The organism is Mesorhizobium sp. B2-3-5 (assembly GCF_006442395.1).
Taxonomy (GTDB): Bacteria; Pseudomonadota; Alphaproteobacteria; order Rhizobiales; family Rhizobiaceae; genus Mesorhizobium.
Window position 1 is genome coordinate 131933 of the sequence record NZ_VFVX01000006.1, and the last position, 24864, is coordinate 156796.

A 24864-nucleotide genomic window follows, 5' to 3' on the forward strand; every position below is an offset into this window, starting at 1 on the left:
CAACCTGCGATAAGATTTTTATTGATTGTGACGGCCACCGGCCATATATCGCGCTTGCCCAAAGTCGCACGTGCCTGTGGGTGTCCGCCGATCCTCGAATGGTGAGGGCAATCGGTAAGGTAACTGGAGCTAACCCCTCCAGTCGGTTTAGCGGCCAACCGCCAGACCGAGGACACCTTGAAGCAACGACGGTGCGGGCCTTTCTGGTTCTCTGCCGGTTGTCCAAAGACCGGGGTTACTGAAGAGGCACACCTTCATTGCCGGCAGTGCGGAACGGGGTTCTCCCAATCCAAGCCAAGGCAGACAAAGCGAACCGAAGCCGGGCAAGGCTAGGTTCATCGCCGCGAGACGGCGTTTCATGGTTCCGGGGTCTCCACCGGCTGGTTCCATGGATTTTCCGTCCCGCCTTTGTTTGACCGCGTGTTCGCGAGGCCGACAGCCCGCGTCCGCACCCTTGTGCGCGCCGAAAGGCGTGATGGAGATACCCGATGGCTACCCAGCGCATCCTCGACTTCCTCGCCACCCGACGTCCGACCGGCCCCTGCCTCGTCGTCGACCTCGATGTCGTGCGTGACAATTTCCGCGCCTTCGAGAAGGCGCTGCCCGATTCCAAGATCTACTATGCGGTGAAAGCAAACCCGGCGCCGGAGATCCTGCGCCTGCTTGCTGCGATGGGCTCGTCCTTCGACACCGCATCCGTTGCCGAAGTCGAGATGGCGATGGACGCCGGTGCGCCGGCGGACCGCATCTCCTTCGGCAACACCATCAAGAAGGAGCGTGACATCGCCCGCGCCTATCAGCTCGGCATCCGCCTGTTCGCGGTCGACTGCGTTGAGGAAGTCGAGAAGATCGCCCGCGCCGCTCCCGGCGCGCGTGTGTTCTGCCGCGTGCTGACCGACGGCGAGGGTGCCGAATGGCCGCTGTCGCGCAAGTTCGGCTGCGTGCCGGCCATGGCCGTCGACGTGCTGCGCCATGCCAAGGGCCTCGGCCTCGACGCCTATGGCGTGTCGTTCCATGTCGGCTCGCAGCAGACCGACCTGACCGCCTGGGACCGTGCGCTCGCCGACGCCAAGACGGTGTTTTCGACGCTGGCCGACGAAGGCATCGTACTCAAGATGGTCAATATGGGCGGGGGTTTCCCGACCCGTTATCTGAAGGACGTGCCCGTGGCGCAGGCCTATGGCCAGGCGATCTTCTCGGCGCTGCGCAAGCATTTCGGCAATGCGCTTCCCGAGACCATCATCGAGCCGGGCCGCGGCATGGTCGGCAATGCCGGCGTCATCAAGTCGGAAGTCGTGCTGATCTCGAAGAAGGCCGACAACGACAATGTGCGCTGGGTGTTCCTCGACATCGGCAAGTTCGGCGGTCTGGCCGAGACGATGGACGAGGCGATCCGCTACCCGATCGTCACCGCGCATGACGGCGGCGAGACCGCGCCTTGCGTGCTCGCCGGCCCGACCTGCGATTCGGCCGACGTGATGTACGAGAAGACGCCGTACCCGCTGCCTTTGTCGCTGACCATCGGCGACGAGGTGCTGATCGAAGGCACCGGCGCCTACACGACCACCTATTCGGCGGTCGCGTTCAACGGCTTCGAGCCTCTCCGATCCTACGTGATCTGACGGTTCGAAAGAGCCGGTCAGATCATCCCAGGTGGGCGCCTGTCGCCCGCCCGGGTTCGCTTGTGGAACAGATCTCCGCTCGTGAAGGATTGCGGAAATGGACATTGCAAATTTCATCGTTGAGGACGCCGCGCACGGAATCTCCCCCCTTGAGGGGGAGATGGCCACGCAGTGGCCAGAGGGGGTCGTCTCAGCTGCCTCGACCTCTCTTGGACCGTATGGGGCCAGCGCTTCACGCGCGGCGACCCCCTCTGTCACCTTTGGCGACATCTCCCCCTCGATGGGGGAGAGTGCCCGCGCCATTGTCGTCGTTGCCGAAACCGCTGATGACGTCGCGGCCCGCGAGGCGCTGCTCGACGACGCCATGGGGCCGAAGCGCAAGACAAAGTCATCCGAAAAACTGCGGCGCGGCCGCCGGCCTTCCGAAGGCCTGGCTTTCGTTGCGCGCGATGCATCCGGCTCTGTCATGGGCACGGTGCGGCTGTGGGATGTGACGCTTGGCGAGGCCGGCCCGGCAGCGCTGCTGCTTGGCCCGCTTGCCGTCGATCCGTCGCTCAAGAATGCCGGCATCGGCTCGGTGCTGATGCGCCATGCCATCGCCGAGGCGGCGCGGCTGGGCCATGCGGCGATCCTGCTGGTCGGCGATGCGCCTTACTATGGACGCTTCGGCTTTTCGGCTGCCAAGACCGGCTCGCTTGCCATGCCGGGGCCCTACGAGCGGCACCGCTTGTTGGCGCTGGAGCTGGTGGAGGGCGCGCTTGACGGCGCGCGGGGTACGCTGAAGGCCTCCGGCCGCAAGCTGAAAGCCCAGGCGCCGACGCTGGCGGCCTGAAACATCCATCCAAACCCGAACAAAACGCCGCCTGAAGAGGCGGCGTTTTTGCGTGATCGGTGAAGCGATCGGCGGCTGTGTGCTCAGCCGATCAACTGGCTGAGCGCCATGGCGACCGTCATGTCGCCCTCGACTTTTATCTTGCCGGTCATGAACGCCATGGTCGGGTTCAGGTCGCCTGATATCAGCGAATCGAGATCGTCGAGCGAGAGCTTGATGGTGCAGTCGGTGGGGGCGTCGGTGGTCGAGACAGTTGCGCCGTCGATGACGATGACGCCGTCGCTGCCGGTGTCGAATTTCACGGAACGATCGAACCCGCTGCTGGCCACGCGCGACTTGATCTTCTCGGCAATCTCCTGAACGCTCACGCTGTTCTCCCTGTCTGGTTGCATCTGCCTGTCTGGTTGCATCTGCTTGTCTGGTTGCATCTGTCGCGCAACGGCGCTTCGGTCCGGCCGAAGCCCATGCCGCATCTGTGGCGATCACAATCGCTGCCGCATATAGCTTTGGATTGACGTTTACGTCAACGCGAATTGCAGGGGCTGGTTCCATCGCCGCACCGGGCGAATAGCCGGGACCCTCGGTGCGTGGCCGTGCCGGATGGCGTCAATGCGCGCTGACCGGCTTGGCCGTCTCGGGCGCGGCTGTGCCGGATTCCTGCCGGCGGCGCAGCCAATTGTCGCGGATCTCGTCCTTGCTCAGGAAATTGACCTGGTCGACCAGAACCTCATGCACCAGGTTCGCGCCGACACGAGTATTGACGGTGTCGCGGATGGCGGCGCGAAAGGCATCGAGGTCGATCGTCGCCTTCTTGGTGAAGTCGATCTGGGGATTGGCGTAGAGGTAGGTGTATACTTGGTCGGTGATCAGGGCCTCGGCCGGGACCGACAGCTTCTTTATCTGCTCCGGCTCGACCGTGTAGACGAGCTTGGCCAGGAAGTAGCCGTCGATCCTGGCATCGTGGATCAGCGGCACCGAAATGATGTCGGTCTTGACGTAATCCAGCCCGCCCAGCATCGGCTTGGGTTTCTCGCCGACGCCGCGTTCGCCGGCGGCCTGGAACGAATAAAATACCGCGCCGAGCGTGGCGACGCACACCCAGACCGCGATGGCGATGACCTTGATCATTCGGAGACCGGGCCCGACATTGTCGCGCTCTAACCTTTCAGCCTGCCGAACTCGCCGGCGGAATAGGTGCCGTCGGTTTCGGCGCGCTGGATGGCGCTGCGCAGCAGGCTGGCGACTTCGTTGACGGCGCTCAGATGCGCCAGGATCGCCGCCTCGTTGCGGGCCAGCTTCTGCCGCAGCCGGGTCAGACCCTCGCGGTGCTGTTCGAGGAATTCGGCTTCGCTGCCGCCTTTCATGGCGCGCGTCAATTCGTAGAGATAGCGGCTCTTGCGGGCATTCGAGGCCTTGAGGTCATAGCTGGTATCGCTGCGGATGCCGGCGGTTTCTTCCTCGACCACCTCCTCGATGCGGCCGATGATGGCGGCAAGGTTTCCGGGCCGCGCGAACGGGATCGGCGCTTCCGACGCAATCGCGCGCGCTGGCAGGTTGGCGGTGAATTCGGATGAGTCGGCCATGGTGTTTCCCAGTCTAGACCTTGATGTCTGTTTTTATGGTTGTCTCGTCGCCGGTCATCGACCTGGCGGCCTTGCGCTGCAATTCCTGGACGAGCGAGGTGGACAGACGGGTTTGCTGATCGATCTCGGTCTTTTCCGGTCCGTTTGAAACCGGTCCGATCGGCACCTTGCGCTTGCCGTCGAGATAATGGTCGGCGAGCAGCGACTTGGCGATGCCGATGCCGCCGCGATCGGCCATGACGTCGGCGACCCGCTCGGCGAGCTGCGATTTCCACATGTCTCCGGCGAGACCCGTGCCATAGACGCCCTCGGTGTCCTTGGGCAGCATGTTCTGGATGAAGGTCTGCAGCACCATGGCCTCGAACTTCTTGAACTTCTTGGCCGGATCGGTCCCGGCGGCGTGTTCGGCGGAGGCGCGCGACAGGATCGAGCCGGCGTCGACCGATGCCGCGGTGTCGACCGAGAACGTGCCTGCGGCACCGCCGGCACGCTTGGTCAGCGCGGCGCGGGCAGCCTCGATATCCGTCGGATCAACTGCGCGGGCGACATCCATAACGATGTCGCTGGGTGGAGAAATCGCCAAGAAAGTCCGCCTTTTGCCGGGTTTCCTTAGCCAGACCATGCCTCAACAAGCTTGTGGCAGGCTTGCGGGCCCATGCCCGGCCTATTCGTCGGCTTCGTGGCCCCGCTTCTGCGCGATCAGGTCGAGGCGTTCGCGGTCGGAGCGTTCGCGCTCGTCGCGGTTGCGCACGTCCTTGTAGGCGCGTTCGACCATGTTAGCGCGGGCGGTTGCAGCGGCGATGAGGCCGGCTTCCTGCCTGGCGCCCTCCAGGCTCTTCTCCTGGCGCACCACCGCCTGGGCGATGCGGCGATGATAGAGATCGGGGAACAGGCCGGAAAGCGAATTGTCCTGGTCGAAGTGTCCGATCAATTCCCTGGCTTCTGCCGCGGCGGCGTTGGCGGCGGCCAGGAGGGTGGCGTGACGGGTTTCGTGCAGCGCCTTCAGCTGCTCCTGCACCTTGACCAGTTTCTTGAGGCGATCCTTGCGCGTGCTCATGTCACCTCGCCAGCGTCAGGTCGACGAAGCCGTCGACGAACAGCGACAGCATGGTGCCGACGGCGAAATAGAAGATGATCATGCCGCCGGCGATGACGAAAGGCTGGGAGATGAAATAGATTGGGATCTGCGGGGTCAGCTTGTTGACGAAGCCGATCGTCAGATTGACCAGAATGGCATAGGCGACAAACGGGCTGCCGAGGCGGATGACCAGGAAGAAGGTGTCCGACACCGTGTCGGTGATGTCGACGAGGGCTGCCTGGGGGTTGAAGAAAACGTTGACCGGCGCGACCGTGTAGGAGGTCACGAGGGCGCGCACGATCTCATGGTCGAAGTCGAAGACGAACAGCATCAAGAGCGCCGAGAACGAGATGATGGCGGCGAGGGCGGCCTGCGGTTCCGGCTCCTCGATCGCCGGTCCGCCCGAGCCGCCATAGCCGATCAGCATGGCGATGGCCGAACCCATGAAGCGCAGCGCTTCCATGTAGAGCCTGGTCATGGCGCCGATCAGACCGCCGACCAGGAGTTCCGAAATGATCATCGGCACCAGGATCTGAGGGCGCGGATCGACGAAGGGAAAGATGCGGTCCCACAGGAAGGCGAGCAGGCCGCCGGTGGCGGCCACCGCCACGAACAGCCTGACCTGCATCGGGACGCGCGCGCTGGACAGGCCCGGCATCAGCATGAAGCAGGCGCCGATGCGGCAGAAGGCGAGGAATGCCGCGATGACGACCGCTTGCGAGAGAACGCTCACGATATGGTTCCGAGCACCCTGATCTCGACGCCTTTGGCGATTTCGACATGGGAGAGCACCGGTAGCGTGGTGAACAGGCGCTCGATGATCATGCGCACATAGGGGCGGGCGTCCGGCGCGGTGACCAAGACGAAACGTTCGCCGGCTTCCAGGTGCTTCTTGATCGCCTTGGTGGCGTCCTGGCCGAATTCTTCCAACTGGCGCGGATCGATGTCGAATTCGCGCACCTCGCCCTTGGCGTCGCGCTTGAGGCTCTGGTGGAAAGCGAGGTCCCAGCGGTTGCCGAGACGCAGCACCTTGAGCACGCCGCCCTCGGACAGGTCGCCGCAGATCTGCTGGGCCATGCGGATACGGACATGCTCGACGATCTGCTCGGTGCGGCGCACATGCGGCGCGATCTCGGCGATCGCCTCGATGATCAGGTGCAGGTTGCGGATCGAGACGCGCTCGGCAAGAAGCAGCTTCAGCACCGCCTGCAGCCCTGGGTAGGAGATGTGCGTGGTGCAGATCTCGTCGGCGAGCTTGCGGTATTCCTGATCCTGGCGTTCGAGCAGCGCCTTCATGTCCTTGTAGGATAGAAGCTGCGGCAGGTTGTTGCGGATGACTTCCGAGAGATGGGTGAGCAGCACCGACATGTTGTCGGCGAAGGTGAAGTTCTCGCGCTTCAAATCCTCGGCGAAGGTTTCCATGACGGAATAGGCGCGCATGCCGAAGGCCGGCTCGCGGATCTCTTCGCCCGGGATCTCGGGCAAGTCGCGGTTGCCGAGCAGCACCATGATCTCGCCGACGCGCATCGAATATTCGGCGACCACCGTGCCGTGCACCTTGATCTGGTAGCTTTTCGGCGGGATGGCGAAATCGTCGGCAACGCGCACTTCCGGCACGACGAAACCGTATTGCTGGGCGAATTTCTTGCGCATCTTGGCCATGCGGAAGACCAGTTCCTGATGCGAGACCAGCAGCCGTGTCGAAAGCTGCTTGCCGATCAGCAGCTCGATCTCGGCGGTGGCGAGCGAGGCCTTGACCGAGTTCTTCTCTTCCTCGGCCTTGGTCGCCTTCTCCTGGCTCTTCAGCGCCTCGGCTTCGGCGACGGCGCGGTTGTGGCGCATCGGGATGACGTAGCCGAGGCCGGCCATGCCGCCGGCGAGCGCGAAGAAGGGGAACAATGGCAGGCCAGGCATGAGGCCCAGCAGCACCAGCAGCGCCGCCGCCACGTAGAGGGCGCGCGGATGGGCGCCGAGCTGGCCGAACACGGCCTGGTTGGTGGAGCCGCGGGTGCCGCCCTTGGAGACTAGGAGGCCGGCGGCGAGCGACACGATCAGCGCCGGGATCTGGGTGACCAGACCGTCGCCGACGGACAGCTTGATGAACACGTCGGCGGCTTCGCCCATGCCCATGCCGTGCCTGATATAGCCGATGGCGATGCCGCCGACGATGTTGATGGCGGTGATGATGAGGCCGGCGATGGCGTCGCCGCGGACGAATTTCGAGGCGCCGTCCATCGAGCCGAAGAAGGACGATTCCTCCTCCAGCTCGCGGCGGCGCAGCTGCGCCGTCTTTTCGTCGATCATGCCGGCGGAGAGATCGGCGTCGATCGACATCTGCTTGCCAGGGATGGCGTCGAGGGTGAAGCGGGCGCCGACCTCGGCGATACGGGTGGCGCCCTTGGTGATGACGATGAAGTTCACCACGATCAGGATCATGAAGACGATCAGGCCGATGACGAAGTCGCTGGCCATGACTAGCTTTGAGAAGCCGGCAATGACATAGCCGGCGGCGTGCGTGCCCTCATTGCCGTGCGAGAGGATCATGCGCGTGGTGGCGATGTTGAGCGATAGCCGCAGCATTGTGGCGATGAGCAACACGGTCGGAAAGGAAGAGAAATCGAGCGGCCGCTGGATCCACAGCGCCACCATCAGGATCAGCACCGAAAGCGCGATCGAGAAGGCGAGGCCGATGTCGATGAGGAAGGCGGGGATCGGCAGGAACAGCACGGCCAGGATGATAACGATGCCGAGCGCGAAGAAGATGTCGCGGCCGTTCTTGGCCACTGCGCCGGGCTGGATGCTTTCGCTGATCGCCATTCTCGTCCTCGAACCATGGGCTGCCAGGCATGCGACAGCCCGGCGAGGGTAGCTGGCCAAGCTTGCGCGAGGGTGGGAGAGTGGCCGAACCGAATGCAACGCAAGAAGGAAGACCCCATGCTGCTGGTCATCGGCACGATCCGCATGCCGCCCAACAGGTTCGAGGAGGCAAGGTCCGCGATGGAGAGCATGATCTCGGGCAGCCGTGGCGAGGACGGCTGCCTGGAATATTCCTATGCGCGGGATGTTCTCGACGCAGGGCTGATCCGGGTCACCGAGGTATGGCGCGACAAGGCGGCACTCGATGCGCATTTCCGCTCGCCACATATCTCCGAGTGGCGTTCAAGCTGGCCGGCACTCGGCATTGGTGAGCGTAACCTCGTGCTCTATGAGGCCGGCGAGCCTATGCCGACCTGATCGAATAACAATCAGGATACCCCGGACTGACGGCGGAACCGGTTGCTTCACGCTCAAGGGGCGGGAAAGACCAAAATCAGCCGGTCTCCCGGCCATAATGGCGCCTTTGATGTCGGCATTGTGGTTGTCTTGCCGTGCCGCCCGGCGTATCAGGCGGGTCTTCCATTGCGTTTCATATCGGCGAGCCGCCCCGGTGCTTTCCAGAACCCACAGCGAAGTCTACGCCCGCCGGATGCGCGCGGTGCTTCTGAGGTCAATACCGCTGCTCGAGGCGCGCGGCATCGCTGTGGTCATCCTGGCCGGCGTGGTCGGCATCATGGCGGGCATACTGGTCACCGCGATGAGCCAGATCGTGCAGGATCTGCACGGACTCATGTTCGGCGTTCAGCCCGGCGGCCGGCTTTCCGGCATGTTTTCGCTCGCCAATCCGATGCAGGCGCTGATACCGGCGATCGGCGGCATCGTGCTCGGCTTGAGCGTGATCTGGCTGAGAAAGCGCAGATTCCGCACGCCCGTCGATCCGATCGAGGCCAATGCGCTCTATGGCGGGCGCATGTCGCTGACCGACACCTTCATCATCGCCGTCCAGACGATGATCTCCAGCGGCTTCGGCGCCTCGGTCGGGCTGGAAGCCGGCTATACACAGGTCGGCTCCGGCCTGGCATCGCGGCTGGCGCGCATCTTCAGGCTGCGCCGCAACGATGTCCGCATCCTGGTCGGCTGCGGCGCGGCCGGGGCCATCGCCGCCGCCTTCGACGCGCCGCTGACCGGCGCGTTCTACGGCTTCGAACTGGTCATCGGCATCTATTCGGTCGCCAACGTCGCGCCTGTCATGACCGCCGCTATCTCGGCCTCGCTGACCGCGGAAGTGTTCGGCGGCGTGCCGTTCCCGCTGGAGCTCGCCGGCCTGCCGGCACTGACGCCCAGCCAATACGTGCCGTTCCTGCTGCTTGGACTGCTTGGGGGTGCTGCCTCGATCGCCATCATGCATCTGGTAACGCTGATCGAACGCGGCTTTGCCAAACTGTCGATCGATGCCTCGCTGCGCCCGGCCATCGGCGGCGTCATTGTCGGCCTGCTGGGCCTGGTTACGCCACAGGTCCTGTCCAGCGGCCACGGCGCGCTGCACCGCGAATTCGCCATGAACTACGGGCTGACCGTGGTGGCCAGCGTCTTCGTGCTGAAGCTGGCCGCGTCGGCCATTTCCCTGGGCTCCGGCTTTCGCGGCGGCTTGTTCTTCGCCTCGCTGTTCCTCGGCGCGCTGCTCGGCAAGGCGTTCGCCGGCGTGATGGCGCTCGTCTCGCCGGCGACCGGCATCGACCCGGCCGTCGCCGCCGTCGTCGGCATGACGTCGCTTGCCGTCGGTGTTGTCGGCGGCCCGCTGACGATGACCTTCCTGGCGCTGGAATCGACCCGCGACCTGACGCTCACCGGCGTGGTGCTGGCGGCCTCGATCATGGCGGCGATCCTGGTGCGCGAAACCTTCGGCTATTCGTTCTCGACATGGCGCTTCCATCTGCGCGGCGAGACGATCCGCAGCGCCCACGACGTCGGCTGGATGCGCAGCCTGACCGTCGGCTCGATGATGCGCAAAGACATCAAGACCATCGATGCCTCGACGACGCTTGCCGCCTTCCGCAAGGAAATCCCGCTCGGCTCTGCCCAGCGCGTCATCGCCGTCGACCCGGGTGATGAGTATGTCGGCGTGCTGATCGTGGCCGAACTGCACAGCGATCCCTCCGATGGGGAGGTGCCGGTGCGCGATCTGGCCCAGTACAAGGATGCCGTTCTGGTGCCAAGCATGAACGTGCAGGCCGCCGCCGAGACGTTCCAGCGCGCCGGCGCCGAAGAACTGGCCGTGGTCGAGGACTTCACCGACCACATCGTGCTCGGCCTGCTGACCGAGGGCCATTTGATGCGGCGCTATGCCGAGGAGCTCGAAAAGGCGCGCCGGGACCTTTCCGGCGAAGGGTAGCGGGTTTCTCCTGCTCGTCCCCTTGCCGTCCGGCAGACACATCCTGCTCCGGCGAAAAAATCCTTCCTGGTTGCGAGCCTGGCCGAATAGTGCCGCGGTCCTGGCCTCATGCGCGTCTTGCCAGCTGTACAGTGGTACTGTACGGATTGTTAAGTGAGGTGAGGAGACGGCATGGGCAAGGCTTCCGGCCAGGCTTCGGTAACGACGCTCGACGCATCGGCCGCGACACATGCCCATCAGGTGCTGGGCATGCGGCTCAAGAGCCTCCGCCTTGCCCGCAGGCTGTCATTGCGCGATCTCGCGGAGGCGACCGGCACCAGCGCCAGCTTCATCAGCCAGCTCGAACGCGGCCTGACCGGCGCCAGCACCGCCTCGCTCAACCAGATAGCCTCGGCGCTTGGCGTCAGCGTCGCGATGCTGTTCGAGGAAAGTGCCGCGCAGAACCGCGGCGTGCTTCGGCGCAGCGAGCGGCCGAGCCTGCCGCCCAGCGACGGCTGCCGCAAGATGCTGCTCTCGCGCCCGCCGCTGAGCGACATGGAGGTCTATGTCGGCGAATTCGACATAGGCGGCTCGACCGGGCACGACCAATACACGCATGGCGACGCGCATGAGATGCTCGTCGTGCTGCGCGGCATCGTCGAGGTCTCGCTCGGCGAGGCGCGCCATGTCCTGGAAGAGGGCGACAGCATCGAATACACGACGTCGACGCCGCATCGCAGCGAGAACATCGGCGGTGGCCGAGCCGAAGTGATGTGGATTATCGCCCCGCCGACCTCGGCGCGCGCCGAACTCGATCAATACACGGCCTGGAAACCGCTCGCGGCCAGGTAGTCCGACAAAACGCGGGCATGAATGGGAGAGTTAGTGTCATGTTGAAATCGAAATATGCAAGCCTTGGCGCCGTTCTGGCGCTCGGTGTCCTGGCAGGCGCGGCCTTTGCGCAGGACAAGCCGGTGGCAGGCGAGGTGAAGGAGGGGTCGCTCAAGGGCAAGACCCTGACGTTCGTATCCTACGGCGGCATCTACCAGGACGGCCAGGCGGCGGCGCTGAAGGAGTTCGTCGACAAGTCCGGGGTCAAGCTGCTCAATGACGGGCCGACCGAGATCGCCAAGCTGCAGGCGCAGGTCGAGTCCGGCAATGTCACGTGGGATGTCGTCGACACCGACGATCTGCCGCCTTACGTCTATTGCGGCAAGCTGTTCCAGAAGCTGGATCTGACGAAGCTCGACGTCTCGAAGATTCCGGCAGGCCAAGTCGGCGAATGCTCGGTGCCGGCGATGAACTACGGCGTCGTGCTGATGTACAACAAGGAAAAGTACAAGGATAACCCGCCCAAGAGCTGGGCGGACTTCTTCGATACCCAGAAATTCCCGGGCGTGCGCGGGATCGACGGCTCCGGCAGCCCGACCGGAGGCTTGCTGGAACAGGCGTTCAAGGTCGCCGGCGGCGACCCGAAGGCCATGACCGTGGCCGATATCGACAAGGCCATCGACGTGGTCCGCAAGCTCGGCCCCGATACCATTTTCTGGAAGACGGGGGCTGAATCGCAGCAGCTGGCGGAGTCCGGCGAGGCCGATATGCTGATGATGTGGACCGGCCGCGCCATGACCGCCGTCAAGAACGGCGCCAAATATGCGCCGGCCTGGCAGGACTGGCTGGTGGTGATGGACCAGATGACGATCCCGGTCGGCGTCAAGGATACGGACGCATCCTACGCGCTGCTCAATGCCTATCTCGGCAAGCATGCCCAGGAGGTCCTGACCGAGCAGACGTCCTATACGCCGATCAACAGCGACGCGCAGCCCAAGGTCGACGCTTCCGTCGCCGCCTTCCTGACCAACACGCCCGAGCGCCAGAAGCAGGGCTACAAGCAGAACTTCAAGTTCTGGGTCCCGAACTTCGCGGTGGCGCAGGAGAAGTGGTCCGCGCTGATGGCCGGCAACTGACCGGCTGAGAGAGGCAAATCCCGTGAGCGCGCTCGACCCGACGACGCCTTCCGCCCCGAACCGGGCGGGCTGGGCATGGAGGCCGTACGCGCTCACGCTGCCGGCGCTGCTCCTGCTGGTGGCCGTGATCGGCTACCCGCTGCTCACCATCGTGCTGCGCAGCCTGTCGGAGCCGCAATGGGGCGTGCAGAACTACATCTGGTTCTTCGGCGCGCCCATCAATCTGACGGTGCTGCAGCGCACCTTTGTCATCTCGGCCTGGGTCACGGTGGTCTGTGCGGCCTGTGCCTATCCCTATGCCTATCTGATGACCGCCGTCGGGCCGCGCGTGCGGCTGATCCTGGTGCTGTGCGTGCTGATCCCGTTCTGGGTGAGCGGCGTGGTGCGCACGCTCTCCTGGGTGATCCTGCTGCAGGATTCGGGCGTCATCAATTCGTTGCTGAGGTCGGCCGGTTTTGACGGCATCCGACTGATCCGCACGCAGACCGGCGTTGTGATCGGCATGGCGCAGGTGCTTCTGCCTTTCATGATCCTGCCGCTCTATTCGGTGATGAAAGGCATCGACCTCAGGCTGATGCGGGCGGCGCAGAGTCTTGGCGCGCGACCTTCCCGGGCCTTCTTCACCGTCTATCTGCCGCTGTCGCTGCCGGGCGTCTATGCCGGGGCGATCATCGTCTTCATCCTGGCGCTGGGCTTCTATATCACGCCGGCGCTGCTCGGCGGGCCGCGCTCGACCATGCTGTCGACGCTGGTTCAGACCCAGGTGCTCAGCCTGCTGCAATGGGGCCGGGGCGGCGCCATGGGCGTGGTGCTTCTGGTCACCACCTTCGTACTTCTGGCGCTGGCGGCACCGGTGATGCGCTCGCGCTATCGGGAAGCGGAGCGACGCTGATGGAAATGAAGCCGCTCACCCGTGCGATCCTCGGCCTCGTCTGCCTGCTGGTGGCGATCTGGCTGGTGGCGCCGACGCTGGTCGTCGTGCCGATGTCGTTCAACGGGAACAAGTCGCTCGCTTTCCCGCCGCAGGGGTTCTCCTGGCAGTGGTACCAGAATTTCCTCACCAATCCGGACTGGTCCTCCAGCTTCCTGAATTCGCTGAAGGTTGCCTCGATCGTGGCGGTGCTGGCTACGGTGCTCGGCACGCTTGCCGCCTTCGGCTTGGACCGCATGAAGGCGCGGCCCGCCAATCTCCTGCGGATGCTGATGCTGACCCCGATGGTGGTGCCGGGCGTCGTCCTGGCCATCGGCATCTATGCCGTCTATCTCGATGCGCGGCTGGTCGGGACGCTGGCGGGGTTCGTGCTCGCCCATACCATCCTTGCGCTTCCCTTCGTGCTGATCGCGGTCTCGGCCAGTCTCGAAGTGTTCGACAGGCGCCTGGAAACGGCCGCCGCAAGCCTTGGCGCCGGTGCGCTCGCCACGTTCCGCACCGTGACGATGCCGCTGATCCTGCCCGGCATGCTGTCCGGCCTGCTCTTCGCCTTCGCCACCTCCTTCGACGAGATCGTCGTATCGCTGTTCATCACCAACCCCTATCTGAAGACCTTGCCCGTGCAGATATTCTCCTCCATCACCCGCGACGCCGACCCGACGGTCGCCGCCGTCGGCACCATCCTGCTGTGCGCCACCACGATGCTGATCGGTGGCGGCATGCTCCTTCTTGGCCGTGAGCCGAAGGGACGCCAATGAAGCGGGAACAGGAGAGCAAGGGTGCGGCGATCGATCTGGAGTCGATCAGCAAGGCCTATGGCGGCTTCAAGGCGCTGGACGGCATCTCGCTTCGAATCGAGCCCGGCGAGTTCATGACGCTGCTCGGCCCGAGCGGTTCGGGCAAGACCACGACGCTCAATGTGGTTGCCGGCTTTACCGATGTGACCAGCGGCAAGCTGGTGGTCGGGGGAAAAAGCGTGGTCGGCGTGCCGGCGCACAAGCGCAATATCGGCGTCGTCTTCCAGCATTATGCGCTGTTCCCGCATATGAGCGTCGGCCGTAACGTCGCCTATCCGTTGACCCTGCGCGGTGTCGACCAGGCGCAGCGCAAGGCGCGCGTGGCAAGGGCGCTCGACATGGTCAAGATGGGCGATTTCGCGCATCGCTATCCCAGCGAACTGTCGGGCGGCCAGCAGCAGCGCGTGGCGCTGGCCCGCGCCATCGTCTTCGACCCGCCGCTGCTGCTGATGGACGAGCCGCTTGGCGCGCTCGACAAGAAGCTGCGCGAGTGGCTCCAGCTCGAGATCAAGCGCATCCACCGCGAACTCGGCACCACCTTCGTCTATGTGACGCACGACCAGGAAGAGGCGCTGGTCCTGTCCGACCGCATCGCCGTGTTCAATCGGGGGCGGATCGAGCAGGTCGGTACCGGCCGCGAGCTCTACGACGAACCGGCGACGCTGTTCGTCGGCCGTTTCGTCGGCGACTCCACCGTGCTGCGCGGAGAGGCGCGGAGCGATGGCGCCAGCACGGCGCTGCGCATCGCCGGCGAGACGGTGACGGCGCCGCGGCGGATCGCCGGGGAGGCCAGCCCGGTCATGTTGCTGCGCCCCGAAAAGCTTGCCATCCGACGGCCTGGCCAGAGCGCGGCGGGCACCACCAACCGCCTGCCGGGGACGATCGCGGAAGCCATCTATCTCGGCTCGGGATCGAAATACGAAGTCAGGCTCGCCGACGGCTCCACGGCGATCGTGCGCTCGCCGCTGACCGGCGAGAGCTTTGGCCTCGGGGAGACGGTGGAGCTCTGCTTCGACGGTGCCGACGCCAAGCTTCTGGCCGACGACAGCACGGCCGATGCAACGCTGACCTGATCCCAATCAATCCGAAAGTCATTCCATGCAAGCCAAGCGCAACGGCGACATATCGTTCTGGTATGCGGATCTGGGCGGGGTTCCCGCACCCCGGCCACCCTTGCCCGGCGACATCGAGGCGGATGTCGCGATCGTCGGTGCCGGCTATACCGGGCTGTGGACGGCCTATTACCTGAAGAAAGCGAAGCCCTCGCTGCGCATCGTGCTTATCGAACGCGAGTTCGCCGGCTTCGGCGCATCGGGGCGCAATGGCGGCTGGTTGTCGGGCGGCTTCGGCTGGTCGCGCGAGAAATATCTGAAGACCTCGACCCGGCAAGGCGTCACCGCCATGCAGAAGGCGATGGCCGGCTGCGTCGATGAGGTGATCCGGGTGGCGACGGAAGAGGGCATCGAAGCCGATATCCGCCGCGTCGACAATCTGACGGTTGCCACCAATCCGGCGCAGCTGGAACGCGTGCGCGAGGAATGCGAGACGATCCGCTCGTGGGACGCAGACCCTGAACGCATCGAGCTGCTCGACGCCGAGGCGACCCGGGCGCGCATCAACATCCGTAATGTCATGGGCGGCTTCGTCATCCATGGCCAGGCGCGCGTGCAGCCGGCCAAGCTGGTGCGCGGGCTTGCCGCCGCCGTCGAGCGGCTGGGCGTGCCGATCTACGAACAGACAACGGTGACCGCCATCGCCAAGGGCAGCGTGACGACCGACCGGGGCGCGGTGCGCGCGGAAACCATCATCCGTGCGACGGAGGGCTTCACGGCCGGCATTCCCGGCGAGGAGCGGACCTGGCTGGCGCTCAACAGCGCGCAGATCGTGACCGAGCCGCTGTCCGAGGAGCTTTGGCGCCAGATCGGCTGGGAGGGCCACGAGCTTCTCGGCAATGCCGCACACGCTTATTGCTATGCCCAGCGCACGCGCGAGGGCCGCATCACCATGGGCGGGCGCGGCGTGCCCTATCGCTATGGCTCGCGCACCGACGTCAATGGGCAGACGCAGCAGGCCACGATCGACCAGTTGCATCAGATCCTGACGACGCTCCTGCCGCAGACCGCGGGCTGCCGCATCGAGCACGCCTGGTGCGGTGTGCTCGGCGTGCCGCGCGACTGGTGCACGACCGTCGGCCTCGATCCCGCGACCCGCATCGGCTGGGCCGGCGGCTATGTCGGGCTTGGCGTGTCGAGCTCCAATCTTTCGGGGCGCACGCTCGCCGACCTGATCCTTGGCCGCGACACGGAGCTGACGCGCCTGCCCTGGGTCAACCGCACCGTGCGGCGCTGGGAGCCGGAGCCGTTCCGCTGGCTCGGCGTGCATTCGATGTACCAGCTCTATCATCTCGCCGATCGCCGCGAAGCCGCCGGCCTGGCACACACCTCCAGGCTTGCCGCCCTGGCCGACGGCATCACAGGCCATTAGGGCGGTTCAGCGTTGGTGGAATCGTTGACCAATTCCAAGTCTTTGTCATTTCGCAATTCCGGGCGGAAAACCGTTGCACTTTTCCCGGAATTGCTCTGATCCATGGAGTCCGACTTGATCGATCTTTCGACCTTCCACGACCTCGCCAAGACTGACATCGGCGTGTTCTCCCCAAAGCCCACGTCCATCGAGGGCAATCAGGTCGAGGCGGTGCGCTCGCTCTTCCAGTCCCCGGACGGGACCATCGATGTCGGCATCTGGGAGTGCACGCCCGGCCGCTTCACCGCCGACCGATCGGGTTCGTCGGAAATATGCCACATCATTTCGGGGCGGGTGGAGGTGAGCCGCGCCGACGGTGAGAGGCGCGAGTTGGGGCCGGGCGACCTCCTCGTGCTGCCGCGGGGATGGAAAGGCGAATGGCGGATCCGGGAGACCACGCGCAAGCTCTACATGATCCAGTCAGCCGGCTGATCGACTGACATCAGTTCCGCGGCGCATCAGTGCTCGATCGGCCCCTTGGCCATCACCAACGCGGTGCCGGCGGTTGTCGGCCGCTCGATCACGCGACGCACGCGCGGCGGCCCGTCGCCGCTGTGCAGGGCCCGCAAGCGTTCGCCGACCATGGCGTCGGCTTGGGTCATGCGGCCATTGTGGCGCACATATTCGAGCCAGGTCGGCGTGTGGTAATGCTCGATCCAGATCATCGGATTTTCGAGGTCGCGCGCCAGTGTCCAGTTGCGGGCGCCATCGCGGCGGCGGATACGGCCGCGCTCGGCCATGGTGGCGAGGAATTCCGCCTCGTCCTCATGCCGGATCACATATTCGATCATGATGGCGATGGGACCGCTGCGCGGCTTCAGGTCGAGCGCCAGATGCGGCTCCTTGAAGCGATTGAGCGGATCGAGGTTGAGCACCTGCTGCTGCGGCAGCGGCAGCACAAGGCCGATGGCGCCGCCGGCCAGCATGGCGATGGCGGCCGCGATCAGCGCCGTCTCGGCGCCCTGGGCATCGGCGACGACGCCCCAGATCCAGCTGCCGAGCGCGATGCCGCCAAAGGTCGCGGTCTGGTAGACCGACAGCACCCGGCCGACCACCCAGCGCGGCGTCGCCATCTGCACGGTGACGTTGAAATGCGAAAGCGCGATCACCCAGCAGGCGCCGCCAACCAGCAGGCCGAGCGAGGTCTGCCAGGCATGCTGGCTGATCGCCGCATTGAAGGCGCAGACCGCGAAGCCTGCGAAGGCGCAGCGCACCATCGTCTCGCTGGAGAGCAGCTGCCGCAGCCGCACGCTGATCAAGGCGCCGCCAACGGCGCCGATGCCGAAGGCGCCCAGCATGATGCCGTAGGTCAGCGCATCGCCCTTGACGACGTCGCGCGCCACCAGCGGCAACAGCGCCAGAACCGCGCCGGCGCTGAAGCCGAAGGCGGCGCCCCTGACCAGCACCTTACCGATGTTGGGCGACATGGCGACATAGCGCAGGCCGGCGCCCATGGCCGCGCCGAGCGATTCACGCGGCAAGGTCGATACCGGCACATCCGGCTTCCAGCGCGCCATCACGACGATGAGGCCGATATAGCTCACCGCGTTCGCCGCGAAGGCGGCCGCGGCACCAGCGGCCGCGACGATGATGCCGCCGATCGCCGGACCGACACTGCGCGTCAGGTTGAAGCCCATGGAGTTCAGCGCCACCGCGGCGGGGACCTTGTTGCGGGGCACGATGTCGCCGACCGAGGCCTGCCAGGATGGGCTGTTCAATGCCGTGCCGCTGTCGATCAGGAAGGTGAAGGCCAGAAGTGTCCACGGCGTGATCAGGCCGTAGTAAGTGAACACGGTCAGAAGCACCGAGACGACCAGCATGAAGGTCTGGGCGACCAGCATCACCTTGCGCCGGTCGAAGCTGTCGGCGATGGCGCCGGCAACGAGCGCAAACAGCATGATCGGCAAGGTGGTCGAGGCCTGGACCAGGGCGACCTGATAGGGCGAGGTGGCGATGGTGGTCATCATCCAGGCAGCGCCGACACCCTGGATCAGACCACCGAAATTCGAGACGAGGCTTGCGGCCCATACGGCACGGAAGATGCCATGCCGGAAGGGCGCCAGCGCCGAGACGCTCTCGCTTTCCGGCTTTTCGTCAATCATGGATGGGTCCCTGCCACGGCCTGCTGATCCTTGCGATGATCCCTTTCCCGGATCGTTTGCCGAAACTATGGCATCACACTGCAAAGGGCGAACGTCTTGCGTGGAAGATCATGGTCCAACAAGGGGATAGCGAAGGGCCACGCAGCCATCAGCCTCGCAAAGCTATCGTTGGCGTCTGCGCCCCAGGCCTTTTCAACCCGCCTCATTGACGGCGGCCCGCAGCGCTTCGGTGAGATGGCCGGCAGTCTGGCCGCCGGCATGCAGGCGCAGGAAAAGCTCCATACCCACCAGCCGCATCCGCGATGCCTGATCACGCCTTGCCAGATCGATCAGGTCGTCCAAGGAAGCTGCCGGCCATTTCATGGCATCGCGCAGCAAGCCGCCGCGCAGCAGACCTTGCGTGCCGGTGGTAAAGTTCGCGGAAACCTGGAACCCGTTCTTGCGGGCATGAACATTCTCACGCGGAATGTGTTTTTCCGCGACCTTCTTCAAAAGCCATTTGCCCTGCTTATGGCGGTATTTGTGCCGTCTCGGCAGATGGATCGCGAAGTCGATCAGCCGGTTCTCGATGAACGGCACCCGGAGTTCCACGGAGGCCGCCATGCTGAGCCGGTCATGCCGGTTCAGCAGATCCTGCATGTGCCCATACATGTCGTGCAGGCAGCAGCCCAGGAAAGCGCGATCGCTGAGCGACGGCAACGGCTCCAAACGGTCGAAGATCTTGGCCTGAAGGAAATTCAGTTCCGGCGACAGCGCCCTGAGCACGATGTTGCGATCCCAGCCATGGGCATTCGCGATCGATGTCCGGAAAGGGGCGTATCTCTGGCGTTCGAACCGCCGGGCGAGGTAACGCTTCGAACGAAACAGGCGTCCCGGCCATGACCAGGGCCGCCACAGCCTCATGCTGGCCTCCTGCCAATCATAACCGCCAAAGAGCTCGTCGGCGCCTTCCCCGGTCAAAAGCACCTTGACGCCATCGGCCCGGCATTGCTCGGCAAGCGCCAGCAGACAGGCATGGCTTGCATGCCAGCCATCGCTTTCCAGGTGCCAGATCGTCCTTGGCCAGAGTTCCAGAAGGCGGTCCTTGTCAATAGGGATCCTGTGCAAGGTCACGCCGGCATGGCTGGCGGTGCGTTCGGCATCCTCCGCTTCGCTGTGGCCAATGCGCGGATCAACGACATAGGCCGACATCTCCGGCCTGAACCGTTTCGCCAGTGTCGTGACGAGGCCGGAATCGACGCCGCCGCTGCAGGCCGCGGCCAGGCTGGTGTCGGCAATGCAATGGAGCCCGACGCTGTCCTGGATCAATTTTTCCAGCGTCGTCATATGCTCGGCGTCCGTGGCGTCGTCGCCGACGATGCGGGCCGCGTCGAGCACATCGAGGACGTGCCAGAAGCAGCGCTTCTCGATGCCGGCGTCGGTGATCTTCCACAGGCCCGCCGGCGGCAGCCGCTCTATGCCCTCGAACAGGCTGGACCCGGAGTCGCGGCTCTGCCAGGCAAGGCGCAGGGTGATCTCGCGCGCATCGATGGCGCGGGCGACGTCGTCGCAGGCAAGGATCGCCTTGTCCTCGGAAGCGAAGAGGATTCGCTCGGCGGTCTCGGCCACCGACATCGGCTTGATGCCGAGACGGTCGCGCGCCAGCCAGAGCGTGGCGGCCCGCATATCGAAATAGGCGAGGGAAAACATGCCGTCGAACAGCGGAATGGCCTTGTCCGGGCCCCAATGGTGCAGGGCTTCGAGAACCACCTCGGCGTCCGAGACCGTTCGGAACCGCCTGCCTTCGGCTTCAAGTGTCCCGCGCAAGGATCGGTAGTTGTAGACCTCGCCATTGTAGACCAGCACACCCTGGCCGCAGGCCGTGAGCATCGGCTCACGCGCATGCTCGGAGAGATCGATGATCGAGAGCCGCCGGTGCCCCAGCGCCAGCCGGCTGTCGTTCCACGTGGCGTGGTCGTCAGGGCCGCGATGCGCCAGCGCCTGCATCATGCGGCCGACAGCGGCGAGATCGCCGCCGGAGACAGGGTTTCGCTTGCGCCACACGCCGGCTATGCCGCACATGGTCCGGCGGTCGGTCCTGGCTGGTCCAGGGATTTGCGAGAAGTCATCGGGACAAAATGATCGCCTGGCCGGGAATGGCTATATGGCAATCTAGCCAGAACGGGCGCCGCCGCAAGCGGACCGCTGTTTTCAAACATTCCAAGTTGAAGCCGCCGCACCCTTCCCGAGGGGTTTCAGAACCCGTTCTGGATGCGCTCGAAGATGACGTTGGCGAAGGCCGATATTTGGCCACCGATGAACGGGCCGGTGAGCGCCACCACCAGCATGATGGCGACGATCTTCGGCACGAAGGTCAAGGTGATCTCCTGGACCTGAGTCAGTGCCTGGATGAGGGCGATGCCGATGCCGACCGCCATGGCGACCAGCACCACGGGCGCGGAGGCGGTCAGCACCGTCCACACCGCATACTGGACGATGTCGAGAGCGTCGGCCTCGTTCATATGGGCGGTTGGCCTAGCTCGCCGGCTTGATCGATACGCCCGCGCCTACCGGGACCGTGGTGCCATCCTGCAGCACTGCGATCAGTCCGTTGCTACCAAGCGTCACCGAAGCCACCGTGCCTGACGTCTTGCCGTCGGCCGAGGTGATGTTGCGGCCTATGAGTGCGTCGGCCTGCGACAGCGCCGAAGACTGCATGATCTGGTCGAGCTTGGTGTTGGTCTGCACCGACTGCTCGACCTGCGAGAAGGTGGCGAGCTGGGCGACGTACTGCGTCGAATCCATCGGTTTGGTCGGATCCTGGTTCTTCATCTCGGCGATCAGAAGCTTCAGGAACGAGTTGTAGTCGACAGCTGTCTTGGATGTCTGCGTGGTGGTCTGGTTGGCGCCAACCGGTATCGTCGTCGTCATGTCCACGGTCATCAGTAGCGTGCTCCCACGGCCAGCGAGCGCGCGGCGCCCGGAACATCGTCATTGCCGCCAAGCGCGCGGCGTTCGAGAGGATAAAGCGAACGGATCGCCTTCAATGCCTCGTAGATATGATCCTCGCCGACCATGCGATCGATCTGCTTCAAGGCGCCGCAGATCTCGGCATCCTCGAAACTTGCAATGAGCAGCGGCAGCGAGCGGCGGAACATCTCGCGTGCTTCGCCAGCGCCGGCAGGGTTGATCAGCATGACCTGCACGATGAAATAGAGCTGCCTGAGCGGTGTCGATGCCTGGTCGGCCTGGATTACATGGCTCTCGAGCAGGAACTGCACGTCGTTCATCAGCTCGACGGTGACCTTGCGGTCGACACGGATGACGGCGCCATTGATGTAGATCTTCTCGTTGGGCTTCAGCGAGATCTTCAGCGTGTTGGTCATTGAATGCCGTCGCGGATGATCTGGGACACTTCGATCAGCCCTTCGAAATTGTTGGTGCGCCCCTGGCGGATGTCCTCCGCTTCGCGCAGCAGCCACAGGCCGATGGAGATCAGGTTGGCGCGCAATTCCTTGGGAAGCGCGTTGTCGCTGGAGCCGAGGTCCTCGACGAAGGCGGTCCAGACCCGGTTGGTGAAGTGCAGCGCCTCCACCGCCTCCATCGAATCCTGGCCGGCCACCGCTGCCGCCGAGAGCATGTCGATCGAGCGGGTCAGCAGCTCACGCTCACGGTCCTTGGCGTCCGTGACAGAGGTGCTCTGGATGTCGGCGTAGGAGAATTGGTACATCGTCGGCTCTACCGTTCCGCTGGGAGTTGTCAGGTCAGGTAATTCAACAGGCTGAGCTGCTGCAGGCGCGCTGTCAGGGCAAAGGACGTCTCGATATGCTGCGTCAGATCGGCGACGCGCGTCGCGGCTTCGGCGGGGTCGACCGCTTCGAGATCGAGAATGTGGCGCTCGAACAGGTCGACCTGCGTCTTCATGCGGTCGCTGGCGTCGGAGACGCGCTTCTGAACGATGCCGGTTTCGGACTGGACCTGGCCGATTCCGCTCAGCGCCTCGCCGACCAGCGACTCGGAGCGGCCGATGATCGTGTCTTTCGCCGCTTGGCTGATGTTGGTGGACATCAGGCTGGACACCATTGCGGCCGCCATGGCGAGCTTCTTGATGCCGTCGTTGTTGGCGCTGGTCGAGGTCGCGGTGGTCTCGTTGAGCGCGATGCGGCTGACGATCTGCTGGTCGGTGGCGTTCGACATGTTGGCCTGCCAGCCCGCGCCGAGGAACTGCGGCGTGACATCATTGGTGATGAAATCGTCCATCTGGGTAGCGGTGATATTGGCCGCGGCCGGATCATTGGGCGTGAAGCCGAATTTCGCGACGAAGGAGGCGTCGAAGGCCGCCCTTGCGGTTGAGCCGGCGGCGGTGAAATCGTTGATCGGCTTGACGTCGGTGTTGGTGCCGGCGAACAAGTATTCGCCGTTGACGCTGGTGTTGAGGATCGAGGCAAGCTGCTGGATCGTCGTCTGGCCGCTCGATTGGGTCAGCGTGTCGGAGTTATCGCCCGATGAAGCGGTGGTGAGGCTGGACAGGAAAGTCTGCGCCACGCCGGAGAGCTGGCCGAGCGAGGTCTGCGTCGATGAAAGCCTGGCGGCGACCAGCGCGTTGGAATCGATGATGACGTTCAGCCGGTCGAGATCGCGCGAGAAGGTGACGGACTGGGCGGTGCGTCCACCCAGTGCCAGGCCGACATCGGCGACCTTGCCGGTCGAGGATTCCTTCGTTGCTTTGACGAGGTCCGCCTGCATGCGCATCTGCTGATAGCGCATGGCATTGGAGATGGCGGCCGAGGAAACTGAGGTCATGGATTATCCCACCGCGTTCAACAGGGCCGTCATCATATCGTCGACGGTTTTCATCATTCGGGCTGACGCCTGATAGGTGTGTTCGAGGTCGAGCATCAGCGACATTTCCTGGTCGACATTGACACCGGTCGCATTGGACAGAGCCTCGGCGCTGCGCTGTGCCAGCGCTTGCTTGGCATCGGCGGCGGTGGAGGCCTGCTGGCGCATGCCCTGGAGCCAGCCGATCGAATTGGCGGCATAGTCGGAAACGCTGGACGTCGCCGAAATCCCGGCGGCGGGGTCGAACGTCATCGGCTGGTCGAGCCGGTTGCCATAGGCAACCAGAAGGCTGGAATAGGAAGCGCCGCCGCTGGTGTTGGCGACATAGGCCGCGCCGTTGGCGCCGCCGTCGCGCAGCAAGGTCGGGTTGCCGCCAGCGCTCGGATCCATCGCGGCATTGATGCTGATCGTGCCCGCAAGGCCATTGACCAGGGTGCCCGCGGCCGGCACGGCCGGCGCGCCGGACCAGGTGAACAGACCAGCGGCGTTGGGCATGGAAGGCGCGGTCTCGGCAAAGGCCGTGATCAGGCCGCGCGCGGTCTCGTCGAGCTGGCTCTGCATGGTCGAGGCGACGCCGTCACGCAACTGCAGCAGGCCGGCAAGCTTGCCGCTGGCGCTGGTGTTGCCACCGGTTCCCGCCGAGACCGGCACGTTGTCGATATAGACGGTGTTGCCGGCGGCCCCGGCGGCATAGCCGGCGGATGGCGTGAAGCTCACCGTGCGCGGTATCGTCTCGAACAGCGTCGTGCCGTCATCCGTGGTGATGACCATGTCATTGTCGCCGCGGGTGAAGGTCGAGACCGGGACATAGTCCGCGATCTTCTTCAGCAGCGCGTCACGCTGGTCCAGCGCATCGGAAACATCGGTGCCGGAACGGGTTCCCGAAATGACCGCCTGGTTGGCGTCCTGGAATTGGCTGAGCAGCGAATTGAGGTCCTTGACCGCCGTGTCGATCTGGCCGTCCGTCTGGGTGCGGAAAGCCTGTATGGCCTGGGAGCCCTCATTGAGGGCGCGCACGACCTGTCTGGCCGCATCGATGACGGCGGAGCCAAGATTCTGGTTGGACGGCGAAGTGGCGTAGAGCTGCAGCGCCTGCTGCAGGTTGGCGATGGCGGTCGAGGGCGAGGAGGCGTTGTCGACGCCATTGACCGACACGTCGAGCTGATCCATGCCGCTGTAGAGCGCGTTCTGCCCGCTATAGGCGGACAAGGCGCTGAGGTTCTGCCGGAACAGCAGGTCGTTGGTGACGCGCTGGATATCGACCGAACGGGCGCCAGGCGCCGTGCTGGTGACCGCGGCGATGCGGCGCGTATAGTCCGGATTGGAAGCGTCCGAGACGTTGCGCGTGACAACGCTGGTCTGCCGCGCGGTATTCATAAGCGCCGATTGGGCGATGCTCAATGCGGAGGATAGCGACATG

General features: G+C 64.6%; 26 protein-coding genes. 11 read left to right on the top strand and 15 right to left on the bottom strand.

The annotated features are described in order from the left end of the window. Nucleotides 1–488: 488 nt before the first annotated feature. Both odc2 and FJ958_RS09970 read left to right on the top strand, forming a co-directional pair. Nucleotides 489–1622, top strand: coding sequence for an ornithine/lysine decarboxylase (gene odc2 / locus FJ958_RS09965; RefSeq protein ID WP_140742033.1), 1134 nt, complete (start codon nucleotides 489–491; stop codon nucleotides 1620–1622). Between the two features lie 280 nt (nucleotides 1623–1902). After that, entirely contained in the window at nucleotides 1903–2454 is a 552-nt protein-coding gene (locus FJ958_RS09970; RefSeq protein WP_140742226.1) for an N-acetyltransferase, read from the top strand. Between the two features lie 83 nt (nucleotides 2455–2537). Here FJ958_RS09970 and FJ958_RS09975 read toward each other — a convergent pair whose 3' ends face one another. The 7 genes from FJ958_RS09975 to flhA form a co-directional block, all read right to left on the bottom strand. Then, nucleotides 2538–2822 (bottom strand): SCP2 sterol-binding domain-containing protein, encoded by a 285-nt coding sequence (locus FJ958_RS09975; protein ID WP_140742035.1) that lies wholly within the window; start codon nucleotides 2820–2822, stop codon nucleotides 2538–2540. A gap of 238 nt (nucleotides 2823–3060) precedes the next feature. Beyond that, entirely contained in the window at nucleotides 3061–3582 is a 522-nt protein-coding gene (locus FJ958_RS09980; RefSeq protein WP_140742037.1) for a hypothetical protein, read from the bottom strand. A gap of 29 nt (nucleotides 3583–3611) precedes the next feature. After that, nucleotides 3612–4037, bottom strand: a complete 426-nt coding sequence (locus tag FJ958_RS09985) for a hypothetical protein (protein ID WP_140742039.1) — start codon at nucleotides 4035–4037, stop codon at nucleotides 3612–3614. Nucleotides 4038–4050: 13 nt separating this feature from the next. Then, nucleotides 4051–4659: a rod-binding protein gene (locus FJ958_RS09990; RefSeq protein WP_181176348.1), complete on the bottom strand. Its 609-nt coding sequence runs from the start codon at nucleotides 4657–4659 to the stop codon at nucleotides 4051–4053. Between the two features lie 42 nt (nucleotides 4660–4701). After that, nucleotides 4702–5094 carry a hypothetical protein gene (locus tag FJ958_RS09995; RefSeq protein WP_140742041.1) on the bottom strand — a complete coding sequence of 131 codons (393 nt, stop codon included), beginning with the start codon at nucleotides 5092–5094 and terminating at the stop codon, nucleotides 4702–4704. 1 nt (nucleotide 5095) lies between these two features. Next, nucleotides 5096–5848: a flagellar biosynthetic protein FliR gene (fliR, locus tag FJ958_RS10000; protein WP_140742043.1), complete on the bottom strand. Its 753-nt coding sequence runs from the start codon at nucleotides 5846–5848 to the stop codon at nucleotides 5096–5098. Further along, nucleotides 5845–7932, bottom strand: coding sequence for a flagellar biosynthesis protein FlhA (gene flhA, locus FJ958_RS10005; RefSeq protein ID WP_140742045.1), 2088 nt, complete (start codon nucleotides 7930–7932; stop codon nucleotides 5845–5847). Before flhA ends, fliR begins: the two co-directional genes overlap by 4 nt. Nucleotides 7933–8049: 117 nt before the next feature. On the opposite strand from flhA, the gene FJ958_RS10010 reads away from it, so the two are divergent. The 9 genes from FJ958_RS10010 (at nucleotide 8050) to FJ958_RS10050 (ending at nucleotide 16953) form a co-directional block, all read left to right on the top strand. Further along, entirely contained in the window at nucleotides 8050–8349 is a 300-nt protein-coding gene (locus tag FJ958_RS10010; protein ID WP_140742231.1) for a putative quinol monooxygenase, read from the top strand. Between the two features lie 193 nt (nucleotides 8350–8542). Further along, entirely contained in the window at nucleotides 8543–10324 is a 1782-nt protein-coding gene (locus FJ958_RS10015; RefSeq protein ID WP_140742047.1) for a chloride channel protein, read from the top strand. 171 nt (nucleotides 10325–10495) lie between these two features. Continuing rightward, nucleotides 10496–11155: an XRE family transcriptional regulator gene (locus FJ958_RS10020; protein WP_140742049.1), complete on the top strand. Its 660-nt coding sequence runs from the start codon at nucleotides 10496–10498 to the stop codon at nucleotides 11153–11155. Nucleotides 11156–11193: 38 nt separating this feature from the next. Then, nucleotides 11194–12270, top strand: coding sequence for a PotD/PotF family extracellular solute-binding protein (locus FJ958_RS10025; protein ID WP_140742051.1), 1077 nt, complete (start codon nucleotides 11194–11196; stop codon nucleotides 12268–12270). A gap of 22 nt (nucleotides 12271–12292) precedes the next feature. Then, a complete protein-coding gene (locus FJ958_RS10030) occupies nucleotides 12293–13162 on the top strand; it encodes an ABC transporter permease (protein ID WP_140742053.1) in 870 nt (289 codons plus the stop codon). Then, nucleotides 13162–13959 (top strand): ABC transporter permease, encoded by a 798-nt coding sequence (locus tag FJ958_RS10035; RefSeq protein WP_140742055.1) that lies wholly within the window; start codon nucleotides 13162–13164, stop codon nucleotides 13957–13959. Before FJ958_RS10030 ends, FJ958_RS10035 begins: the two co-directional genes overlap by 1 nt. Continuing rightward, the gene (locus FJ958_RS10040; RefSeq protein WP_140742057.1) at nucleotides 13956–15071 is read left to right on the top strand and encodes an ABC transporter ATP-binding protein; all 1116 of its coding nucleotides are present in this window, start codon (nucleotides 13956–13958) and stop codon (nucleotides 15069–15071) included. The genes FJ958_RS10035 and FJ958_RS10040 overlap by 4 nt, the downstream gene beginning before the upstream one ends. A gap of 25 nt (nucleotides 15072–15096) precedes the next feature. Continuing rightward, nucleotides 15097–16482, top strand: coding sequence for an FAD-binding oxidoreductase (locus tag FJ958_RS10045; RefSeq protein ID WP_140742059.1), 1386 nt, complete (start codon nucleotides 15097–15099; stop codon nucleotides 16480–16482). Nucleotides 16483–16584: 102 nt separating this feature from the next. Beyond that, entirely contained in the window at nucleotides 16585–16953 is a 369-nt protein-coding gene (locus tag FJ958_RS10050; RefSeq protein WP_140742061.1) for a cupin domain-containing protein, read from the top strand. 26 nt (nucleotides 16954–16979) lie between these two features. Here the strand turns inward: FJ958_RS10050 and FJ958_RS10055 are convergent, their stop codons facing one another. From FJ958_RS10055 to flgK, 8 genes are all read right to left on the bottom strand, one after another. Next, a complete protein-coding gene (locus tag FJ958_RS10055) occupies nucleotides 16980–18623 on the bottom strand; it encodes an MFS transporter (protein WP_140742063.1) in 1644 nt (547 codons plus the stop codon). Between the two features lie 192 nt (nucleotides 18624–18815). Then, nucleotides 18816–20684 (bottom strand): asparagine synthase (glutamine-hydrolyzing), encoded by a 1869-nt coding sequence (gene asnB, locus FJ958_RS10060; RefSeq protein ID WP_140742065.1) that lies wholly within the window; start codon nucleotides 20682–20684, stop codon nucleotides 18816–18818. Nucleotides 20685–20857: 173 nt separating this feature from the next. Next, nucleotides 20858–21124: a flagellar biosynthesis protein FliQ gene (fliQ, locus tag FJ958_RS10065; protein WP_140690368.1), complete on the bottom strand. Its 267-nt coding sequence runs from the start codon at nucleotides 21122–21124 to the stop codon at nucleotides 20858–20860. Nucleotides 21125–21137: 13 nt separating this feature from the next. Further along, nucleotides 21138–21545: a flagellar hook assembly protein FlgD gene (gene flgD, locus FJ958_RS10070; protein ID WP_140742067.1), complete on the bottom strand. Its 408-nt coding sequence runs from the start codon at nucleotides 21543–21545 to the stop codon at nucleotides 21138–21140. Beyond that, the gene (gene flbT / locus FJ958_RS10075) at nucleotides 21545–21988 is read right to left on the bottom strand and encodes a flagellar biosynthesis repressor FlbT (protein WP_140742069.1); all 444 of its coding nucleotides are present in this window, start codon (nucleotides 21986–21988) and stop codon (nucleotides 21545–21547) included. The genes flgD and flbT overlap by 1 nt, the downstream gene beginning before the upstream one ends. Further along, nucleotides 21985–22332: a flagellar biosynthesis regulator FlaF gene (flaF, locus tag FJ958_RS10080; RefSeq protein WP_140742071.1), complete on the bottom strand. Its 348-nt coding sequence runs from the start codon at nucleotides 22330–22332 to the stop codon at nucleotides 21985–21987. The genes flbT and flaF overlap by 4 nt, the downstream gene beginning before the upstream one ends. A 29-nt stretch (nucleotides 22333–22361) precedes the next feature. Then, on the bottom strand, nucleotides 22362–23405 hold the full coding sequence (locus FJ958_RS10085; protein WP_140742073.1) for a flagellar hook-associated family protein: 1044 nt from the start codon (nucleotides 23403–23405) through the stop codon (nucleotides 22362–22364). Between the two features lie 3 nt (nucleotides 23406–23408). After that, a complete protein-coding gene (flgK, locus tag FJ958_RS10090; RefSeq protein ID WP_140742075.1) occupies nucleotides 23409–24863 on the bottom strand; it encodes a flagellar hook-associated protein FlgK in 1455 nt (484 codons plus the stop codon). Nucleotide 24864: the final 1 nt, after the last annotated feature.